This window comes from Rhodococcus sp. JG-3 (assembly GCF_000482405.1).
Taxonomy (GTDB): Bacteria; Actinomycetota; Actinomycetes; order Mycobacteriales; family Mycobacteriaceae; genus Rhodococcoides; species Rhodococcoides fascians.
Window position 1 is genome coordinate 3,483,190 of the sequence record NZ_KI519398.1, and the last position, 19,258, is coordinate 3,502,447.

The 19,258-nt window shown below is 64.1% G+C and carries 17 protein-coding genes; 11 read left to right on the top strand and 6 right to left on the bottom strand.

All coding sequences use genetic code 11. The features are described 5' to 3' along the window. Positions 1-75 precede the first annotated feature (75 nt). Together K414_RS0117790 and K414_RS0117795 are read left to right on the top strand one after the other, a co-directional pair. A complete protein-coding gene (locus K414_RS0117790; RefSeq protein ID WP_027497175.1) occupies positions 76-330 on the top strand; it encodes a hypothetical protein in 255 nt (84 codons plus the stop codon). Next, complete coding sequence (locus K414_RS0117795; protein WP_027497176.1) at positions 327-1,589, top strand: cupin domain-containing protein; 1,263 nt, start codon at positions 327-329, stop codon at positions 1,587-1,589. Before K414_RS0117790 ends, K414_RS0117795 begins: the two co-directional genes overlap by 4 nt. A 15-nt stretch (positions 1,590-1,604) precedes the next feature. Here K414_RS0117795 and K414_RS0117800 read toward each other — a convergent pair whose 3' ends face one another. Both K414_RS0117800 and K414_RS0117805 read right to left on the bottom strand, forming a co-directional pair. Further along, a complete protein-coding gene (locus K414_RS0117800; protein WP_027497177.1) occupies positions 1,605-2,366 on the bottom strand; it encodes a glucose 1-dehydrogenase in 762 nt (253 codons plus the stop codon). A gap of 34 nt (positions 2,367-2,400) precedes the next feature. Continuing rightward, positions 2,401-4,197: an acyl-CoA dehydrogenase gene (locus K414_RS0117805; RefSeq protein ID WP_027497178.1), complete on the bottom strand. Its 1,797-nt coding sequence runs from the start codon at positions 4,195-4,197 to the stop codon at positions 2,401-2,403. Positions 4,198-4,529: 332 nt separating this feature from the next. Between K414_RS0117805 and car the strand changes: the two genes are divergently transcribed. Both car and K414_RS0117815 read left to right on the top strand, forming a co-directional pair. Further along, entirely contained in the window at positions 4,530-8,075 is a 3,546-nt protein-coding gene (car, locus tag K414_RS0117810; protein ID WP_081701621.1) for a carboxylic acid reductase, read from the top strand. A 72-nt stretch (positions 8,076-8,147) separates the two neighbouring features. After that, the gene (locus K414_RS0117815) at positions 8,148-8,444 is read left to right on the top strand and encodes a DUF503 domain-containing protein (protein WP_027497180.1); all 297 of its coding nucleotides are present in this window, start codon (positions 8,148-8,150) and stop codon (positions 8,442-8,444) included. 37 nt (positions 8,445-8,481) lie between these two features. Here the strand turns inward: K414_RS0117815 and K414_RS0117820 are convergent, their stop codons facing one another. Beyond that, the gene (locus K414_RS0117820; protein WP_027497181.1) at positions 8,482-9,045 is read right to left on the bottom strand and encodes a dihydrofolate reductase family protein; all 564 of its coding nucleotides are present in this window, start codon (positions 9,043-9,045) and stop codon (positions 8,482-8,484) included. A 102-nt stretch (positions 9,046-9,147) separates the two neighbouring features. On the opposite strand from K414_RS0117820, the gene K414_RS0117825 reads away from it, so the two are divergent. The 4 genes from K414_RS0117825 (at position 9,148) to K414_RS0117840 (ending at position 10,743) form a co-directional block, all read left to right on the top strand. Then, a complete protein-coding gene (locus K414_RS0117825; protein WP_027497182.1) occupies positions 9,148-9,450 on the top strand; it encodes a hypothetical protein in 303 nt (100 codons plus the stop codon). A 48-nt stretch (positions 9,451-9,498) separates the two neighbouring features. Then, entirely contained in the window at positions 9,499-9,927 is a 429-nt protein-coding gene (locus K414_RS0117830; RefSeq protein WP_027497183.1) for a hypothetical protein, read from the top strand. After that, positions 9,924-10,235, top strand: a complete 312-nt coding sequence (locus K414_RS0117835; protein ID WP_027497184.1) for a transcriptional regulator — start codon at positions 9,924-9,926, stop codon at positions 10,233-10,235. The genes K414_RS0117830 and K414_RS0117835 overlap by 4 nt, the downstream gene beginning before the upstream one ends. An 88-nt stretch (positions 10,236-10,323) precedes the next feature. After that, on the top strand, positions 10,324-10,743 hold the full coding sequence (locus K414_RS0117840; protein ID WP_027497185.1) for a VOC family protein: 420 nt from the start codon (positions 10,324-10,326) through the stop codon (positions 10,741-10,743). 24 nt (positions 10,744-10,767) lie between these two features. On the opposite strand, the gene K414_RS0117845 is transcribed toward K414_RS0117840, so the two are convergent. From K414_RS0117845 to K414_RS0117855, 3 genes are all read right to left on the bottom strand, one after another. Next, positions 10,768-12,039: an MFS transporter gene (locus K414_RS0117845; protein ID WP_027497186.1), complete on the bottom strand. Its 1,272-nt coding sequence runs from the start codon at positions 12,037-12,039 to the stop codon at positions 10,768-10,770. A 13-nt stretch (positions 12,040-12,052) separates the two neighbouring features. Beyond that, positions 12,053-12,685, bottom strand: coding sequence for a GyrI-like domain-containing protein (locus K414_RS0117850; protein ID WP_027497187.1), 633 nt, complete (start codon positions 12,683-12,685; stop codon positions 12,053-12,055). A 119-nt stretch (positions 12,686-12,804) separates the two neighbouring features. Next, a complete protein-coding gene (locus K414_RS0117855) occupies positions 12,805-14,022 on the bottom strand; it encodes an EAL domain-containing protein (protein WP_051365152.1) in 1,218 nt (405 codons plus the stop codon). Positions 14,023-14,191: 169 nt separating this feature from the next. Here K414_RS0117855 and K414_RS0117860 point away from each other — a divergent pair, with 169 nt between their 5' ends. The 3 genes from K414_RS0117860 (at position 14,192) to K414_RS0117870 (ending at position 19,134) form a co-directional block, all read left to right on the top strand. Continuing rightward, the gene (locus K414_RS0117860) at positions 14,192-15,538 is read left to right on the top strand and encodes a serine/threonine-protein kinase (RefSeq protein ID WP_027497189.1); all 1,347 of its coding nucleotides are present in this window, start codon (positions 14,192-14,194) and stop codon (positions 15,536-15,538) included. 31 nt (positions 15,539-15,569) lie between these two features. After that, the gene (locus tag K414_RS0117865; RefSeq protein WP_027497190.1) at positions 15,570-16,913 is read left to right on the top strand and encodes an NAD(P)/FAD-dependent oxidoreductase; all 1,344 of its coding nucleotides are present in this window, start codon (positions 15,570-15,572) and stop codon (positions 16,911-16,913) included. A gap of 157 nt (positions 16,914-17,070) precedes the next feature. Then, positions 17,071-19,134, top strand: coding sequence for an AMP-binding protein (locus K414_RS0117870; RefSeq protein WP_027497191.1), 2,064 nt, complete (start codon positions 17,071-17,073; stop codon positions 19,132-19,134). Positions 19,135-19,258 lie beyond the last annotated feature (124 nt).

The following is a 19,258-nucleotide window of genomic DNA, read 5'->3' on the forward strand; positions in this document are numbered from 1 at the left end:
ACAGAGATTGCGTCAATACCCCCGATGTTCCCGCGCTGCGCGAGAGCACGAACCTCCATCAACGGAAGGACCTCGATGAGCATCAACGACGACGACATCACCACCTCAGGCGGATCTGCAGGCGAAGGACCCGCTGACGGCGGATCCAATCCCGGCGGACACGACGGCGGAGCAGACGGCCCGGCCGGAGCAGGCGAAGGACCCGCTGACGGCGGATCGAATCCTGACGGACACGACGGCGGAGCAGACGGCCCAGCGGGTGGAGAAGGCCCGGCCGACGGCGGATCCAACCCCGGCGGACACGACGGCGGTGCGGACGGTTCCGCTTGATCATCGAGTCGAACGACGAGCGCGGACCGGGCAACCGGTCCGCGCTTCGTCGTCTCACCGGAATCGACGCCGCCACTTTCGCGGAGCGTCACTGGGGCACAGCACCCAAGTTCACCCGATCTGCCGAACTGTCCGGATCGTTCGAGGATCTGATGACGGTCGACGCGGTCGACGAGTTGATCGCCGAGCGCGGCGTACGCACCCCGTTCGTGCGGATGGCCAAGGACGGCCGCCTGCTGGAGAAGAACAAGTTCACGGGGTCCGGAGGGTTCGGCGCCGAGATCACCGACCAGGTCGATTCCGCGGCGGTTCTGTCGGCCTTCGCGGCCGGCAACACTCTGGTGCTGCAGGGCCTGCATCGCCTGTGGCCGCCCTTGATTGCTTTCACCGGCGAGCTCGTTCGCGAGCTCGGCCACCCGGTACAGGTCAATTCCTACGTCACTCCGGCTGCGTCCCAGGGCTTTTCGCCGCATTACGATGTTCACGACGTGTTCGTCGTGCAGATCGCCGGTAGTAAGCGGTGGACGATTCACTCGCCGGTGCATCGCCATCCACTGAACAATCAGCCGTGGTCGGACCGACGAGCAGCAGTGGAACGTCACGCCGACGACTCCCCGGAGTTGGACATCGTGCTCGAGCCCGGTGACGTTCTGTATCTCCCGCGCGGCTGGATCCATTCGGCGCAGGCCCTGGGCGAGACGACGGTGCATCTGACGATAGGCGTCGCGTCGTTCAACGATTACGACATCGCCCATCACACCCTCGGTGCTCTACAGGAAATCGAGGGACTGCGCGCACCGTTGCCGGCCGGATGGGACCCGACCGATTCCGAGTCCGTTCTACCCCACGTACGCCGCGTCCTCGGCGACATGCGCCGAGCTCTCGACGAGTTGGATCGAGATCCCGAGGCGCTGCATCGGATCACCGAGCGTGTTGCGAGTCGGTACGACGAGCTGGTTCGACCCGAACCGGTGCGCCCCGTTCGCAGTGTTGCCCAGATGGGCGCGCTGCGAGGTCAGGACTCGATTCGGCTCAGGGCCGGGGTGATCGCGCGAGTGGTGCGAACCCCCGAGTCCGCGGCTGTCGTGCTGCGCGACAAAACCGTGTCGATGCCGCCTCAGTGCGCCGATGCCCTCGAATTGTTGCTCGAAGGATCGCCGTGCCGGTTGGATTCTCTGCCCGGCCTCGACACCGACGATGCTGTCGTGGTCGGTCGCAGGCTCGTGCGCGAAGGCATCGCAGTCACCGCCATCGAGTGATGGCGAGCCCGACCATCAGGTGATGGTCACGCCGCCGTCCACTGCGATGGTCTGGCCCGTCACGTATCCGCCCGCGTCGGAGGCGAGCCAGACCGCGGTGGCGGCCAATTCTTCGGGGTCGCCCTTGCGTCCGAGGATCATTCGGGGAGCCAATGCCTCGAGGTATCCCGGCTGGTAGGAATCGGTCATCTCGCTCTCGAAGAAACCAGGCGCAATAGCGTTGACGCGGATGCCTTTTCGAGCGCCCCACTGTTGCGCGAGGTCACGAGTGAGACCGACGATGGCCGCCTTGCTGGCACTGTAGGCAGCCTGAGGCAGACCGGCGGTGGTGAGCCCCAGAATGCTGGATATGTTCACGATCGAGCTTCCGGGCTGCATCACCCGTCCACACGCCTGAGCGGCCCAGTAGGAGCCGTTCAGGTTGATGTCGATGACAGAGCGGAACTGCTCGGGAGTCTCACGGGTGGCGGGGTACGCCGTGCCGACGCCGGCGTTGTTGATCAGCACGTCCACCTTGCCGAACTCGGCGACGGCGGCCTCGACCATGGCCGTGCACTGGTCGGGATCGACCACATCGGTTGCCACGCTCAGCGAACGCCCACCGACGCTGTCGATCAGTGCGGCAGTCTGTGCCAACTTGTCGACGCGACGGGCGGCCAGCACCACGTCGGCTCCGGCCTCGGCCGCCGCTTTCGCGAAAGACACTCCCAAACCGGACGATGCGCCCGTGACGATGACGACGCGGCCGTCGAGGCGGAATTTGTCCAAGATCGACATGTTCTGAAATCTCCTTGTATCGGGTGTCTCGTGCTCAGAACCAGGCGGGTGACATATCGAGGGTCGTTCGATCGAGAAGCGCCAGCAGATCGAGCTGTGCATCGACCTTCGGTAGCTCGTAGACGAAGAAGTACCGTGCAGCAGAGCGCTTTCCGTCGTAGAAGTCTCCGATTCGGTCTCCCACGGCAAGCAGCTGCTCGAGCCACATCCACGCGATGACCGTGTGGCCCATTGCCTCGAGGTAGGCCGTGGAATTCGCCAACGCCACGGCGGCGTCACCGGTACCCCAGACTGCGGCGGTGACCTCGACGATCCTCGAGAACCTGTTGTTCAGCTCGGTGCCGTACTGCTCGGCCGCTCCCCCGTGAGTCGATGCTCGCGTCACGGTCTCGGCGATTCGCTCGGCGAGCAGCGCCAACCCGGCACCGTTCTGCATGACGACCTTGCGGCCGAGTAGGTCCAAGCCCTGAATGCCGTGTGTACCTTCGTGAATGGGGTTGAGCCGGTTGTCGCGGTAGTGCTGTTCCACGTCGTAGTCGCGGGTGTAGCCGTAACCCCCGTGCACCTGAATGGCAAGGCTGTTGGCCTCGAGACACCACTGCGAGGGCCAACTCTTGGCGATCGGTGTCAGTACGTCGAGCAACAGTGTCGATCGAGCTGCGCCGGCGGCGTCCGATGCCGAATCCTGGTGGTCCACCAAACGCGAGCAGTAGAGCCCCAGCGCCAATGCCCCCTCGACATACGACTTCTGCGCCAACAACATTCGGCGCACGTCGGCGTGCTCGATCAATGCGACCGGAGGCGCGGCCGGATCCTTGGCTCCCAGTGGCCGTCCCTGGGTGCGCGTCTTCGCGTACTCGACGGACTTCAGGTAGCCGACGTAGCCGAGTGCGATCGCCAGGAATCCGACGCCGATCCGGGCCTCGTTCATCATGTGGAACATGTACGACAGACCACGGTTCTCCTCCGCGACGAGATAACCGACTGCCCCGGCTTTCCCACCGGGAGAATGAGTTCCGTCGCCGAACGCGAGCAGAGTGTTGGTGGTACCGCGGTTGCCCATCTTGTGATTGAGCCCGGTCAGCACGATGTCGTTACGTTCGGCGATGCCGCCCTCACCGTTCGGCAGGAACTTGGGAACGATGAACAGCGAGATCCCTTTGACGCCGGGAGGTCCACCCGGCGTCTTCGCCAGAACCAGGTGCACGATGTTCTCGGTCAGTTCGTGATCTCCACCGGAGATCCACATCTTGGTTCCGGTGAGCCGGTAGCTGCCGTCGTCCTGCGGCACAGCCTTCGTGGTGATGTCCGCCAGCGACGACCCGGCCTGCGGTTCGGACAAGCACATGGTGCCGAACCAACGCCCGTCGATCATGGGCCGCACGTAGTCGCGCACCTGCTCCGGGGTGCCGTAGGTGGCGATCAGATTGGCGTTGGCCATCGTCAGGAACGGATACGAGGACGTTCCAGCATTTGCAGCCTGGAAGAACGCCATGGCAGCACGAGAGACGGTGGCGGGCAACTGCATACCGCCGATCGATTCGTCGAACTGCCCGGCGATCAACCCCGCGGCGCGGTACACGTCGAGAGCGGCCTTCACCTCGGGGATCAGCTCCACCGAACCGTCCCTGTTCATGGTGGGCTCGTGTGCATCGGCCTTCTTGTTGTGCGGGGCGAAATGCTTGTGGGCGATGTCTGCGCTCAGGTCCAGTACCGCATCGAACGTTTCGCGCGAGTGTTCCGCAAAACGTGGCCGCTCCGTCAACGCAACCACATCGAGCCATTCGTACAACAGAAAATCCAGGTCGCGGCGTGAGAGAACGTCCGACATTTCGCTGCTCCGATCGAGAGGGGTGACGCGTGAGCCGACGGCGTGAGCTCTACGAGGGAGCGGCAACCGCGTCGCACGTGACGTGCAACTCACCATACAAGTCGAGTTCGGTCGTCCACATCGAGTACCTACGCCGCCCGGATACACGACGGTTGCCCGGCGTAGCAGTACGCGAGAAAGGTTGAAACGCAGACATTTCCGGCCAACTGGACTATGAGAAGCGTCACGATTACCTAATCGGCCACGGGCATATACTTACCTTTGATAACGATATTCGACGTACGAGCACGATGATCCGGCGTCGGCCGGTGCATCGTGGAGGGGAGCGAAGCATGACCCGAACAGTCGCCATGAAGAGCACAGGGGCCGTCGACAGCGAACACGATCGAGACAACCGCCAGCGAGACCGTTTTCGGCATCTGCACGACAGCGATCCGGAGTTCCGGGCCGCCGAGCCGGACCGGTCGGTTGCCGACGCGGCTCGTGAACTGGCACCCAACCTCGCTCGCGTGGTTGCCGAGATCATGACCAGGTACGCCGATCGCCCCGCCCTGGGACGCCGCGCGCGCACGATCGAGGACACCGACGGCAGCACTACCGCTCGCTTGCTCCCCCGATTCGACACGGTGACCTACGGGCAGGCCTGGGCCGACGCGGGAGCCTTGGCGTCCGCCCTGGGTCACGACGACGACGGCATCGCTGCGGGCGACTTCGTGGCCACGCTCGGTTTCGCCGGCATCGACTACGTGATCACCGAACTGGCCACCATCCGCGTGGGCGCAGTCGCAGTTCCACTTCAGGCCGGAGCCACCGCGGGTCAACTGAGGGCCATCGTCGACGAGGTCGAGCCGGTGGTCCTGGCCTCCGATGTGGACAACCTCGCCGTCGCGATGGAGGTCGCCGGTCACTGCCGGTCGATCCGCACAGTGGTCGTACTCGACTACGACGACCGAATCGATGCCGACACCCGCGCGCTGACGTCCGCGCGCGAGGGTGTCCACGGGTCCGGCATTGCTGTTCGACCGCTCACCGAACTGGTGGACGAGGGTTCCCGACTCCCCCAGGTGCCGCTGTTCGACGTCGAGGATCCCGAGCGCCTCGCCGCACTGATCTACACCTCCGGCAGCACCGGTACTCCCAAAGGGGCGATGCATACCGAGCAGATCGTGTCCGGTGCGTGGACCGGGGCCTGGCATCGGACGGGTGCCTCGTCCGAGGGTGTCGACGAGCCGGCTTTTCCCGTCATCACTCTCGACTACCTACCGATGAGCCACCTTGCGGGCCGCGGGCTCGTTTTCTCGACTCTGGCGGCGGGCGGCACGGTTCATTTCGCCGGCTCCAGCGACCTGTCCACGTTGTTCGAGGACTTCGCTCTCGCGCGCCCCACGCTGGCGTTGTTGATTCCGCGGGTGTGCGAGATGATTCGCCACACCGTGCTCGCCGAAATCGATCGTGCGGTCGACGGTACCGATGCGGGCGAACACGAGCAGATTTCGCGAGGCGTGCTCGAGCGCGTGCGGTCCGAGCAGTTCGGTGGACGAATCCTGGCTGCAATGGTGGGCACCGCACCCATCGCCGCCGAGGTCAAGGATTTCGTGACCGATTTGCTCGACGTTCGGGTTCGCGACAATTACGGCTCGACCGAAGCCGGAATGGTACTTCTCGACGGGATCGTCGCCCGGCCACCGGTTCTCGAATACAAGTTGGACGACGTGCCCGAACTCGCCTATTTCTCCACCGACACTCCCCATCCACGTGGTGAGCTCCTGCTCAAGACGACGTCGATCATCCCCGGTTACTACAAGCGGCCCGATGTGACCGCAGACGTCTTCGATTCGGACGGGTTCTACCGCACCGGCGATGTCGTGGCCGAGCTGGAACCGGACCGGCTCGCATACGTGGATCGTCGCAAGAACGTATTGAAGTTGGCCCAGGGCGAATTCGTCGCGTTGGCGCGCCTGGAAGCGGTGTTCGGTACGAGCGAGCTGGTGGACCAGATCTTCCTGTACGGCAACAGCCAGCGGTCGTATCTGTTGGCGATCGTCGTTCCTGCCCACGCGAACTCGACTGCGGGCGCGATCATGGAGTCGTTACAGCGGATCGCTCGCACGGAGTCGTTGAATTCGTACGAGATACCTCGCGAGGTCGTGCTCGAACGCGAGCCCTTCACTCAGGACAACGGTCTGCTGTCGGGTGCCGGAAAGCAGTTGCGTCCCAAACTCGTCGAGCGGTACGGCGACGAACTCGAGCGTCGCTACGCAGAACTCGAATCGGGGCAGACCGATCGACTGCGTGAGCTCCGGCGCTCGGGTGCCCAGGCACCCGTGCTCGCCACGGTCGGGGACGCCGCCCAGGCTCTGCTCGGCTGTTCGGGCGCGGACATCCGACCCGATGCCCACTTCACCGATCTCGGTGGTGACTCGTTGTCGGCGTTGACGTTTTCCACATTGCTGCGCGACTTCTACGACGTCGACGTCCCGGTCGGGGTGATCACCGGACCCGCCATGGACCTGGCGGCTCTTGCCGACTACATCACGTCCGCAATCGACAACGATTCCGACACAGCGACATTCGCGTCGGTTCACGGACGCGACGCTTCCGTCGCGCACGCATCGGATCTGACCCTGTCGGCATTTCTGGACGCCTCCCTGCTCGATGCCGCTCATCGAATTCCAGGCCCTCGGCCGGTAACGAACACCGTGCTGCTGACGGGAGCGAACGGCTACCTGGGCAGGTTTCTGTGCCTCGAATGGCTCGAGAAGATGGCAGCCGCCGGCGGAAGAGTCATCTGCCTGGTGCGCGGACGCTCCGATGCCGATGCCCGCGCTCGGCTCGACGCCGCCTTCGACAGCGGGGACGCGACGTTGTCCGATCGATACCGCGCCTTGGCCGACGCCGCACTCGACGTGATTGCAGGCGATCTGGGCACTCCCCGGTTCGGGTTGACCGACGATGTCTGGGAAGAGCTTTCCCGCCGCGTGGACCGCGTCGTGCACCCGGCAGCACTGGTCAATCACGCGCTGCCGTACGAGCACCTCTTCGGACCGAACGTCGTCGGAACGGCCGAGGTGATCCGGTTGGCCTTGACCGACCACATCAAGCCGGTGACCTACCTGTCGACGGTCGCGGTTGCCGTCGGTGTCGACGACTTCCACGAGAACGGTGACATTCGGGTCGACAGTGCGCAACGAGCAGTCGACGAGTCGTACGCCAACGGTTACGGAAACTCCAAGTGGGCAGGCGAAGTGTTGTTGCGCAACGCTTTCGACGAATACTCGCTTCCCGTCTCGGTCTTCCGGTCCGACATGATCCTCGCCCACAGCACCTGGTCCGGTCAGCTGAACGTGCCCGACGTATTCACGCGACTGATCCTGTCGGTGGTCGCAACCGGGCTGGCACCGAGAAGCTTCTATGCCACCGACACCGGAGCGCCCACCGACGAGCAGGGCAGGCCACTGGCTCATTACGACGGATTGCCTGCGGACTTCAGTGCAGCGGCCATCACCTCGATCGCGGGCGACGACGTGGCAGGCTACCGAACCTTCGACATCCTGAACCCCCACGACGACGACATATCGCTTGATACGTTCGTCGATTGGCTACGTGACGCGGGCTGCACCATCGAGATCGTTGACGACTACGACGAATGGTTCGAAAGGTTCAGCGCGGCAGTTCAGGAACTACCGGAGAAACAACGGTCACACTCGTTGTTGCCGCTGATCCACTCCTACGCGCATCCCCAGCACCCGTCGTCGGGAGCAATCCTGCCGGCAGACGAATTCGCGTCGGCTGTCGGCGATATCCCACACCTCGGGCGAGAACTGATCGAGAAGTATCTGGCCGATCTGGTAGCACTCGGCCTGGTGGCCAAGAGCTGACCGTTACCTGGTGTGGGCCCTTCGGCTCGCACCAGGTAGCCCCGCCCACTACCGCGGTACAGTCGTAAGCCTATGTGGATCGGATGGATAGAACTGGATTTTTTGTTGGGCGACGTGCACTCCCTGAAGGAGAAGCGCTCGGTGATTCGGCCCGTGATCTCGGAGCTGCATCGAAAATTCGCGGTGTCGGTCGCCGAAACCGACCATCGCGACCTGCACAGACGGGCCGAAATCGGAGCGTCGGTGGTAGCCGGCGACCTCGACCACGTGACCGACATCCTCGACCGGGTCGAGCGGATGGCGGCGTCCCGACCGGAGCTTCACCTCGTAGCCGTTCGGCGGCGCACCCTGAAGAGCGACGACATCTGATCGCGCGCTGTCGACGAATCCGGGTCGACAATTACGGTCATCGACGGACGTCGAACACCTGCTTCTGGATGCCGTTGTCGTACACCTCGTGCTCCACCAGATCCAGGTGAGTCGTGGCCTTGTCGCTGGAGCTGAACAGCCGCTTGCCCGCGCCGAGCAGCATCGGGAAGACCAACAGGTGGTAGCGGTCGACGAGACCGGCATCGGCGAGGCTGCGACCCAGCGTTGCGCTACCGTGCACCGAGATCGGCCCGCCTTCGGTCTCCCGGAGTTCGGCGACGTCGTCGATGCTGCGCAGAATGGTTGCCGGCCAACGGTCGTCGCTGCGCTCCAATGTCGTCGACACCACGTATCTGGGCATCGAGTTGTATCCGGCGAAATCGTCCATCGTGGGCCACACGGGAGCGAACGCCTCGTAGGAGCTACGCCCCAGCAGCATGGCCGTGGCCTCGTCCTGCTCGCGACCCTTGATCTCGTACGCCGCGGGATCGAACTCGATGTCCTTGAACGTCCACCCCGCGTTGCGGTAGCCGACTTCCCCACCCGGCCCCTCCATGACGCCGTCGAGCGAAACGAACGCGGTCACGATCACGGTGCGCATGGCAATCCTCGGTTCGGTCTGAGGCAGAAGCGGAACAGGTGCCGGAATCGTAAACCACGCGTCGAACCGACGACAGGCAGTGTCGGGTGGCAAGGTGGTCTCATGGCCGAGCAAGTGGAACGCACCGAAGACGGTCACTATGTCGTCATCAAGGGTCGACGGTGGCGCGCTACCGATCCCGACATTCCCGAGGATCGCAACGCCGAATTGCGCTCGATCCTCATGGCGTGGCGCAGAGACGTCAAACGCACCTCCGGTGCCACGGAGTCTCGCGCGGGCGTTCAGGCCGCCAAAGTCGCTCTGGGAGAACGAGGTACGCCGTGGTGGGAACAGTCCCCGGACGAGCGACGGACTCGCTGGGAGGCCGAGGTGCCACGGCCGACCGATACCGATCTCGAGAACTGACCACACAATTCGTTGCCATATCGGAAACTATCCAATATGGTTTCCGATATGGAAAGCATCGATAAGCCCACCTCGTCCGAAGCTCGAACGACCCTCGACGACATCGACCGAGTGCAACGCGCCGTGCGCGACACTCCGTGGCCGGTCTGGTTGTACGCCGTCAACGCAGTGCTCATCGGGGCGTTGGCACTCACGCCGCTGCTCACCGACTCCCACCGCACTGTCGCCCTGCTGATTCTGGCCGCGGCCATTGTGGCAACGAACGTGATTACCGGGTACCGAATGGGCACACCGTGGGCGCTGCCTACCAGCCGTGGATTTCTGGCGTCGGTCGCACTGTCCGTTGCTTTCGTGGTGGTGGCACTGGCATTCGCGCAGCCATCCCTGCCGAGCTGGGCGCTGGTGCTCCTCGCTACAGCAGCGACGGCGACCTACTCGTTCGGTTCGATCGCTCACTACCGGAGCACACACCGATGACGGACGATCTGGATCCGATCATTCATCCGGCGAACCGGCTGCGGATCTGCGCGCTGCTGGCGGCAGGTACGACGCTCGAGCTCGCCGTCGTGAAGGAACACAGTGGATTGAGCGCATCGGCGCTGAGCAAGCAGGTGGCGGCCCTGGTCGACGCCGGCTACGTGGACCAGCAGAGATCACGCACCGACTCGCGGCGGATGTGGCTGTCGCTGACGAGGGAGGGTAAAACCGCCTACCGCCGCCATGTGGCTGCCCTCCGCGCCATTCTCGCCGAGGCCGAGGCGAGCCCATCCGAGCCTGGGCGGTGAGTTCTCCCCCAGCTTCGTGTCTACTTTTTCGACGGATGAAGCCGATGCAGCCCGCACCGGTCGTTCGATTCGAGAAGGAGTCCCCGCCATGCCCACACTCAGTCCGTACCTGTCGTTCCGTGACAATGCGCGCACCGCTATGGAGTTCTACAGCACGGTCTTCGGTGGAGAGCTCACGCTGACCACGTTCGGCGAGGGCCAGGCCACCGACGATCCATCCGAGAAGAACCTGATCATGCACGGCCAGTTGACAACTCCCAGCGGATTCACACTGATGGGGGCCGACACCCCGTCGTCGATGGAACACACACCCGGAAACACGATGAGCGTCTCGCTCTTCGGTACCGAGCACGAGGAATTGACGGGCTACTGGAACGCGCTGGCCGTCGACGCACAATTCACGATGGGTCTCGACGCAGCACCGTGGGGTGACACATTCGGCATGCTCACCGACAAGTTCGGTGTGCAGTGGATGGTGAACATCTCCGGCTCGGTCACCGAAAGCTGAGCGACGGAGGAGCAGTGGGCGCCTTCAGTGGGTGCGCGATTCGACTGAGATGACCTCGTGCAGCCCGACGGGCCCCCAGCCCCTGTCGAGCGCCACGATCAGTACCACGCAACCGACCGCGGACAGCACCAGTGCGGAACCGAACAACGCGGTGTAACCGAACACGTCGCCGATCACGCCCGCCGTCAGTCCGGACGCACCCTGCGCAAAGACGATTGCGCAGGCCATCAGTGTGTAATCGCTTCCTGCATAACGTTTTTCCGATGCGTCCATCATCAGTGCGAAAACGGCAACGGTTGCAGCGCCGCCCAGCACGTGTTCGGTGACGTTGGCCGCGACCAGGAGCGGAAACCCGCCGATGCCGAACGATGCCACTACATACAACGCAAGACTGAGGGTTTGGGCGATTCCGCCGACCAGCAGAGCCTGACGACGTCCGAAGCGAAAGGACAACCACGCGCCGAGCGCAGCACCTCCAAGTGCTGCCACCGACGACAGGCCGCCCTCGACCAGGGCGATCTGAGTCAAGGTCAGTCCGTTGTCCGAAAGGAACGGGCCGACCAGCGCCGAGCCCATCGAGTTTCCGAATTTGAAGCCGACGATGAGAAGGATGAACGCGACCATGCCAGGCCTGCGCAATCGGGACCACCAGGCCACAGCGAGTCGCGCCGTGCCCTCGGACTCGGGCTGCCGGTCGGTGTCCACGTCTGCCGCGGCCAGTTGCTTGTTCATGAACCAGACCGGGGCCGTCGCCAACAGGATCAGCAACGCCATCGCAACGAAGAGCACCTGCCATCCGGCAAAGCTGAACAGCCACAACAGCATTCCCCCGCCGCACACCATACCTACCCGGTACGCGCCCACTTGCAGACCGTTACCCAGGCCGCGTTGCGACACCGTCAACGTGCGGACCGCTACCCCATCCGTTGCGATGTCCTGGGTGGCCGACAGCGCGTTGATGACAAAGATTCCGACGAACAGCCAGCGCAACGTCGACGACAGATCGAGAAACGACAGTGCGAGCGCCACCAGCGCGGCGGACACCTGCAGGGACAGAAGCCACCGCCGCCTCGACCCGTAACGATCGACGTACGGTGCCCACAGAAATTTCAGCGCCCACGGCAGAAACAACACCCCGGTTGCACTGATTTTCACCAACGAGAAACCCGACTCTCGAAGGACGACGGGCAGGGCCTGCGTGAAGAAGCCGAACGGCAGCCCCTGAGCGAAGTACAGGGCCCCGAGCAACGTGAGGGTGCCGACGGTGAACGACGCCGGACGCACCGCATTGGTCATGCCGGTCATCGTGTCAGAGCGAGGCCTCGTCCGCCGAGTACCGCACCGGTTGCCGAAGAATGGTGCGCAGCTTCGCCGGTTCGACCCGTCGTGGGTCACTGAGGTAGACCTCGTGATGACGGCCGGTCATCGTCAGCCCGGCCTGCGGGATGTAGTGGTGGTGCATCTCGTCGAGCACGGCGGCCTCGTCGTCGTAGGAACCGATGTGCAGAGTCTGCACGCACAGGCCCTCGTCGAGGGTGTCGAGGCGCATTCCGGCACGTTGGTCCGAACGGATCTCGGATGCGTCGACCCCTACGGCGTGCTCGAACATCGTGTGGTCGATCCAGTCGGGCGCCATGATCATCACAGTCCAGAGCCAGTTCGACTTGTCCCGGCGCGTGGTGAAGGCCGCCATGTCCGGCGCCCACCACAAGGCTTCGAGCGGAGGGACGACGTAGTCGCGCTCCAGGTCGTTCTTACTGATGAATTTCAGCCGATACGCAACGGGGAACAGCGTGGATACAGCATCGGCATATTCCGGCGCGGTGTTCGGATCCCCGTGTCCGTCGATCATCAAGTATTTCGTCGGTGGCACGGTCAGAACTCGAAACACGTTGCGCCGTGCCGAATACGAGTCGAGGGTCTTCTTGAAATCCGTCTTCATGCCCTCACCTCCTGCCGACTGCGCGTCAGTGTACCGACCACTCCGGGCTGGGGTGCCGTGGTGAACGCTGCCCGTTCGGAGGCAGATGGCTCAGCAGAGCCCGAGTACGACCGGCACACTCACTTAGAACTCCTGGCCGGAATGCGTCTCAACAGAAGCGTCGCCGCATCGAGGACCATGTGTCGGTCGTAGGTCAGGCAGTAGTCGTACAACACGCTTCCGTCGTGGGCAGCTCCGCTCTCCACCGCGATGAGAGCAACGCTGGACATCGGTGCCACGATGACAACCGAGCGCTCCGACGCCAGTGGTTCGTCCTCACCGACCGCAACGGTCCGAAACCGATGCTCACCCGGCATCGGCCGCGAGTCGAAGACGGCCAGGAGAGCCGTGCGCACAGCGAGGTCGTCGAACAACGCGACACGCTCGGCGGTCGACCCGGCCGACGCGTTCGTCGTCGCCAATACGACGGTCGACGCACCGGTGCCGTAGACACTGCGAAGCAGACCGTTCTCGATGTCGTCGAGAAGCCGTGCGTCAGCGCGTCGACGGGTTCCGAATCGATGGACCAGACCGTACGGCGTCACGGCAACAGGGGCCCGGACGGTTATTGCCGGCTCCAACTCGAGTGTGTCGGCCGTACCGCCGGTGGCTCCGAAGGTGGGTAGATGAGTCGGAGCGCCATACAAGTAGCCCTGGCCGAGAACCGCACCCATGTCGTGCGCAGTCGCTTCGTGCTGCTCCGTTTCGATTCCCTCGGCGAGCACCAGCGCACCGCTGCGTTCGGCCTCTGCGGCGACCGCGGACACCACGGACGCCGTGGCATAGCTCGAACGGCCCTGCACGAGAGACATATCCAGCTTGATGACGTCGGGCCGGAGCAGCGGAATAAGTGCCAGACTCGACGAGTCTGCACCCACATCGTCGAGCGCGACCCGCCATCCCAGGTCGCGGGCATGCTCTACCGCACGCAGCAGCCCGGCGGGGTCACCCATCAGATCTCGCTCGGTGATCTCGACGATGATCGACAACCGAGATGCCTCGGCCATCAATGGCAGGCACTCTCTCGGAGGTGGCGCGTCCAGGGCGGTGGGTTCCGCGTTGACGAACAACGCGAGTCCTTCGGGGAAACCGGCCTCGACAGCCCCGCTCAGGGCGCTGAGTCTGCACCGCCAGTCGAACTCGGCCGACTCGCCTCGATCGGCCGCCTCGCGCAGCAGCTGCGGCGGCGAGATCGCTTGCGCGTCGCCGCAGGTCCGCACCAGGGCTTCGTAACCCACGACAGCTCGGCCGTCCAACGCGACGATCGGCTGGTAGGTCGACGTGATATCGATCGTCATCGGCGAAAATTGCGCGTGCGAGGCGTCACGATGCACAGGCGGACCTCCCTCGGTACCCCTCGACGGTCCCCACCCGGGGAACCATCATGCCCGATGGTCGCCGGCCGCGCCCTCTTCCCTCGCCGACGGGCTATAGGGTGCTCGGAAGACTTCGGATCGGCGGTGAACAATGGTGGGTGCGAACTCCGACGATCACCTGTTCGCGGGCAGATATCGTCTGGGCAACGTCGTGGGGCGCGGCGGAATGGCAGATGTCGTTCGAGCCGACGACGACGTCCTCGGTAGGCCCGTTGCCGTGAAGATATTCCGTCAGGGTGAACCCGCACATACCGATGCACGGATCGATGCCGAGATCAGGACGCTCGCGTCGCTGTCGCATCCTGGCCTGGTGACGTTGTACGACGCCGGTACCGCCCCCTACACCGGCGGTATCCGAGTGCCGTTTCTGGTGATGGAGTTCGTCGACGGCCCCACTCTGAACGGCTACCGCGCAGGCCGCGCACTACCGGGCGATCTCGTCGCCCGGATGGGACACGAGATCGCTCGGGCCCTCTCCTATATCCACCACCGCGGCGTGATCCACCGCGACATCAAACCGGCCAACATCCTGGTCGCCCGAGAGCCGGCGTCGAGCACGGAACACTGCGTCAAGCTCACCGATTTCGGTATCGCTCGCATCGTCGACGCCGACCGCCTCACCGAGCACGGCACCACCGTCGGCACCGCTCACTATCTCAGCCCGGAACAGGCGACGGGCACCTCTGCGGGGCCTGCAACCGATATCTACAGCCTCGGATTGGTTCTCATCGAATGTCTTACCGGCGCAATGGTGTTCGACGGCAGCGCGGTGGCCGCAGCCGTGGCGCGCTTGCACCGCGACCCCGAGGTACCCGAGCAACTCGGGCCCCAGTGGCATTCGCTGCTGACGACGATGACGGCCAGACATCCCGAAAACAGGCCGACGGCGGACACCGTGGCCGACGCCTTACACAGTCTCTCCAGCGAACCGCCACCACCGCCGGCCACTGCGGTCCTGCCCGTCGCGAATTCGACAGCGGTTGTCGCCGAGCAGGATTCGGCCTGTCGACCAACGGAGGGTTCACGGCGTCGCGGTCTTGTCCCTGCGGCTGCGGCTGCACTGTTCGTCGCCGTCGCGTCGGCAATTGCCTGGATGGCAACCGGAACAGGCGACGAGCCGATCGAGACATCGCCGTCCACATCGGTCACCGCTCCGACCAGCCCGGCGCCCGTGACAACCGCATCCGAGTCCTCGATGCCGGTTGTCTCGAACCTCCCCCAGGACGTTCCCGCCCCCGCCGTCGAACAGGTGCCCGCCGAGCCGCCACAACCTGCGGCTCCACCGCGAAACGGGAACAACGGCAACGGTAATGCGGGCAACGGTAATGCGGGCAATGGCAACTCCGGCAACGGGAGTCCAGGCAACAGCAACGGCAACGGCAACGGCAATTCAGGCAACGGGAACTCCGGCAACGGCAACCCCGGCCGTGGGAACTGAGCATGTCGGCAACCAAGGGAACGGACAGAGCATGACGCACGTCGACACCGTGGTGGTGGGAGCCGGCATTTCCGGTCTCACCGCAGCACGCATTCTGCACCGTGCGGGTCACCGTGTGGTCGTTCTCGAAGCCCGCGACCGCATCGGCGGACGAGTGGACACCCTGCGGACGGACGGACAGATTCTCGATGTCGGTGCGTCCTGGGTTCATGGAATCGACAACAATCCGCTGGCCGACGCAGTACAGGCTTTCGGCATTCTGACCAGTGAGTTCACGGTGGGGAGTTTTCAGCCGGACGGACGACCCATCGCGTACTACTCACCGAACGGACGGCGTCTGAGCGAGGACGAGGTTGCGAGCTTCGCGTCGGACGTACACGTCGTCGACGAGCTGTTGGCGGCGACCATAGCGACATCGACCCTGGGCACGTCGTACGGGGATGCCGTGAACAGCACCGTGAAACGGCTCGCATGGGATCCTGATCGAATCGAACGGGTCCGGGAGTTCCTGGGTCACCGGGCCGAGGAACAGCTGGGTGTCGACCAGGGGATGCTCGATGCGCACGGGTTGGACGACGACGCGATCGAGGGTGACGAGGTCGTCTTCCCCGAGGGGTACGATCGGCTCGCGGTCTGTCTGGCCGACGGGCTGGATGTACGACTCGGCCATGAAGTGACACGCATCGCGTGGGGATCGAACAGCTCCTCCGTGGAGACTCTCACCGAGACGTTCTCGGCCGACCACATCGTGGTGACGGTTCCGATCGGCGTCCTGAAGTCACCGACCTTGCTTATCGAACCGCCTCTTCCCCATCCGGTGTCGACTGCGCTGGACGGACTCGAGATGAACGCGTTCGAGAAGGTGTTCCTACAGTTCCCGCATGCATTCTGGGACGAGGACGTCTACGCGATTCGGCAGCAGGGGGAGGCCGGGCGTTGGTGGCACTCGTGGTACGACGTCACCGTGCCGCAGGGGTTGCCCACGCTGCTCACGTTTGCGGCGGGGCCGTGTGCGCAGACGATCCGGCAGTGGTCCGACGCACGTATTGCCGAGTCGGTGCTCGACGCGCTTCGTGGCCTCTACGGCGAACGCGTGATCTCCCCGCAGCGGGTACATGTCACGCGATGGCAGGACGACCCGTTCTCCCGCGGTGCTTACTCGTACCCGGCGGTCGGCTCGCGACCGAGCGACCACGACGATCTGTCGACCCCGGTCGGCGGAGTTCTACACCTGGCCGGCGAGGCAACGTGGACGGACGATCCGTCGACGGTGACCGCGGCATTCCTGTCGGGACACCGAGCTGCGGAGCGAATCCTGGCCCGCACGGTTCCGTTCGACGAGCTCTGGGGCGGCGGCGAACTTCGTCCCAATTAGACGGAGATTCGCGTTTCCTTCCCGAAACCGCGCACCGGGATTACTATGACGACTTCATCCAGGCGGATGACCCGTTACCGATGTGCGCTGCCATTCTTCTGGTCGGTGCCGATGTGGCAGCGGCGCTGTTCGACACGGCAAGGCACAGGGGTGGACCATGGTTTCCGACGTCATCGACTGCAGCACGGTCTTCGCACACGACGTCGAGCAAGTGTGCGGGGTGCTCAGTGCGGTCGAACTGTACCCGCGATATTTCCCCGGTCTCGGGTACTGCCTTCTCAGCGAGTCGGCGAACCGCTACACGTGCGGCGTCGGTGGGGTCGAGCACGCACTCGAAGTCGTGGTGAACAGACGTAACCGGCCGATCATCACCGTCGAGCACGTCGAATCGGGCGGTTTCATCAGATTCACCCTCAGCGCGCGTTCACCGAGCGAGACCAAGATCGATGTGACGATCTTCCGAGCCGGCCTGGCCGGAACCTACTCGCCGCAACCCGAACACAATCGGGCAGTGGTCGACTGGGTCATGGGTGGCCTGAACAGGTTGGCCGAGTCCCTCTCCGGCGCAACGACATCGATCGTGTCCAACGCCGGCGATTCCCGGTCGCTACAGCTTGCGGTCCTCAAAACGATGATCGGTACCGGCGTCGTTCGTGCCGCGCGTCCTGATCGCGCATACCGGCAGCTGAACTCGCTGGCGAAATGGGGCTTCACCCTCGGCGGTGGCTTCGCGGCCGCCGCCGCCAAGTCACCGGACGAAATTGCCGTGATCGACGATCGCGGTACTCGCACGTTCGCAGAGATCCACCTGCGATCGCATCGGATAGCAGCAGGGTTCGCCGCATCCGGAATTCGCCCGGGAAGCACGGTAGGAGTTCTGGCCCGCAATCACACTGCCATGATCGAATGCGTCGTCGCCTGCGGCATGCTCGGTGTCGAGGTCGTACTTCTCAACACCGGCCTCGCGGCCCGCCAGATCGAGACCATCTCGAGTCGTCACCAGTTGCAAGCGCTGTTCGTCGACGACGAATTCGACAAGATGGTTCGCTACCTCCCCAGCGACGTCCTCCGCGTCAGCTTGTCGGCTCATACCGTCGTCGCGGGCCGTCGCACTCTGGAGCATTTCGTCGCGGCTCCGTCCGCCACGTTCGACAGACCGCAACGGCCCGGATCCGTTGTCGTGCTGACCTCGGGCACCAGCGGGTCTCCCAAAGGTGCACTTCGCCCGACCCCACGCGGCTTCGGGACCGTCGCGGCCATGTTGTCCCGCATGCCACTTCGTATGAACGAGCGCATGCTGATCGCTGCGCCGATGTTCCACAGTTGGGGGCTGGCGGCGTTGCAGATCAGTACACCGCTGCGGGCAACAGTGGTTCTGCAGGATCGATTCGATCCGGAAGAGTGCTTGCGGGCAATCCAGACTCATCGGTGCACGTCGCTGATCGCCGTCCCGATCATGTTGCAGCGCATACTCGATCTACCCGAGTCCGTGCGATCACGCTACGACACGTCCAGCTTGAAAGTCGTCGCGTGCAGCGGTTCGGCGTTGACGGGGTCGACCGTCTCGCGGTTCATGGATGCCTTCGGAGATGTTCTGTACAACTTCTACGGTTCCACCGAGGTCTCGTGGGCGACCATCGCCACACCGCAGGATCTACGTGCAGCTCCCACTACCGCGGGTCGGCCGCCGCTCGGCACGACGATCGCCGTACTCGACGCCGACGGCGCAGTGGTTCCGACCGGCACTCTGGGCCGGATATTCGTAGGTAACGACATGCTCTTCGACGGCTACACGAACGCCGAGCCTCCGTCGACTGCTTCGGCTCGCGGTGCAGCACTCATGGATACCGGCGACCTCGGGTACATCGATTGCAACGGGCGGCTCTTCGTGTGCGGGCGGGACGACGAGATGATCATCTCCGGCGGCGAGAACGTGTTTCCCGGGCCGGTGGAGGACGCCATCGCCAACCTTCCTCAGGTCGGCGAGGTAGCGGTGGTCGGTGTACCGGACAACGAGTACGGTCAGCGCCTCGCGGCGTTCGTCGTCGGTCGGGGTGCTGCAGGCCTGGACGCAGATATGGTGCGGGCCTACATCCGAAATCGACTGAGCCGGTTCTCGGTGCCGCGAGACATCACGTTCCTCGAAGAACTCCCCCGAACCGCGACCGGCAAAGTGATCAAGAGGATGCTGATCGAACCTCCCACGGCCGCCGGTATGTAAGCCGGCACGTCGACTTCCTCACCACCCCGGCTTCCGACTCCACCCAGAGAACTCTCAGTTGTTTGACTGTTCAGAATCTGAGACTATTTGGGAGGAAGCGAGACCCGTTCTGCGGGTGAGGGAC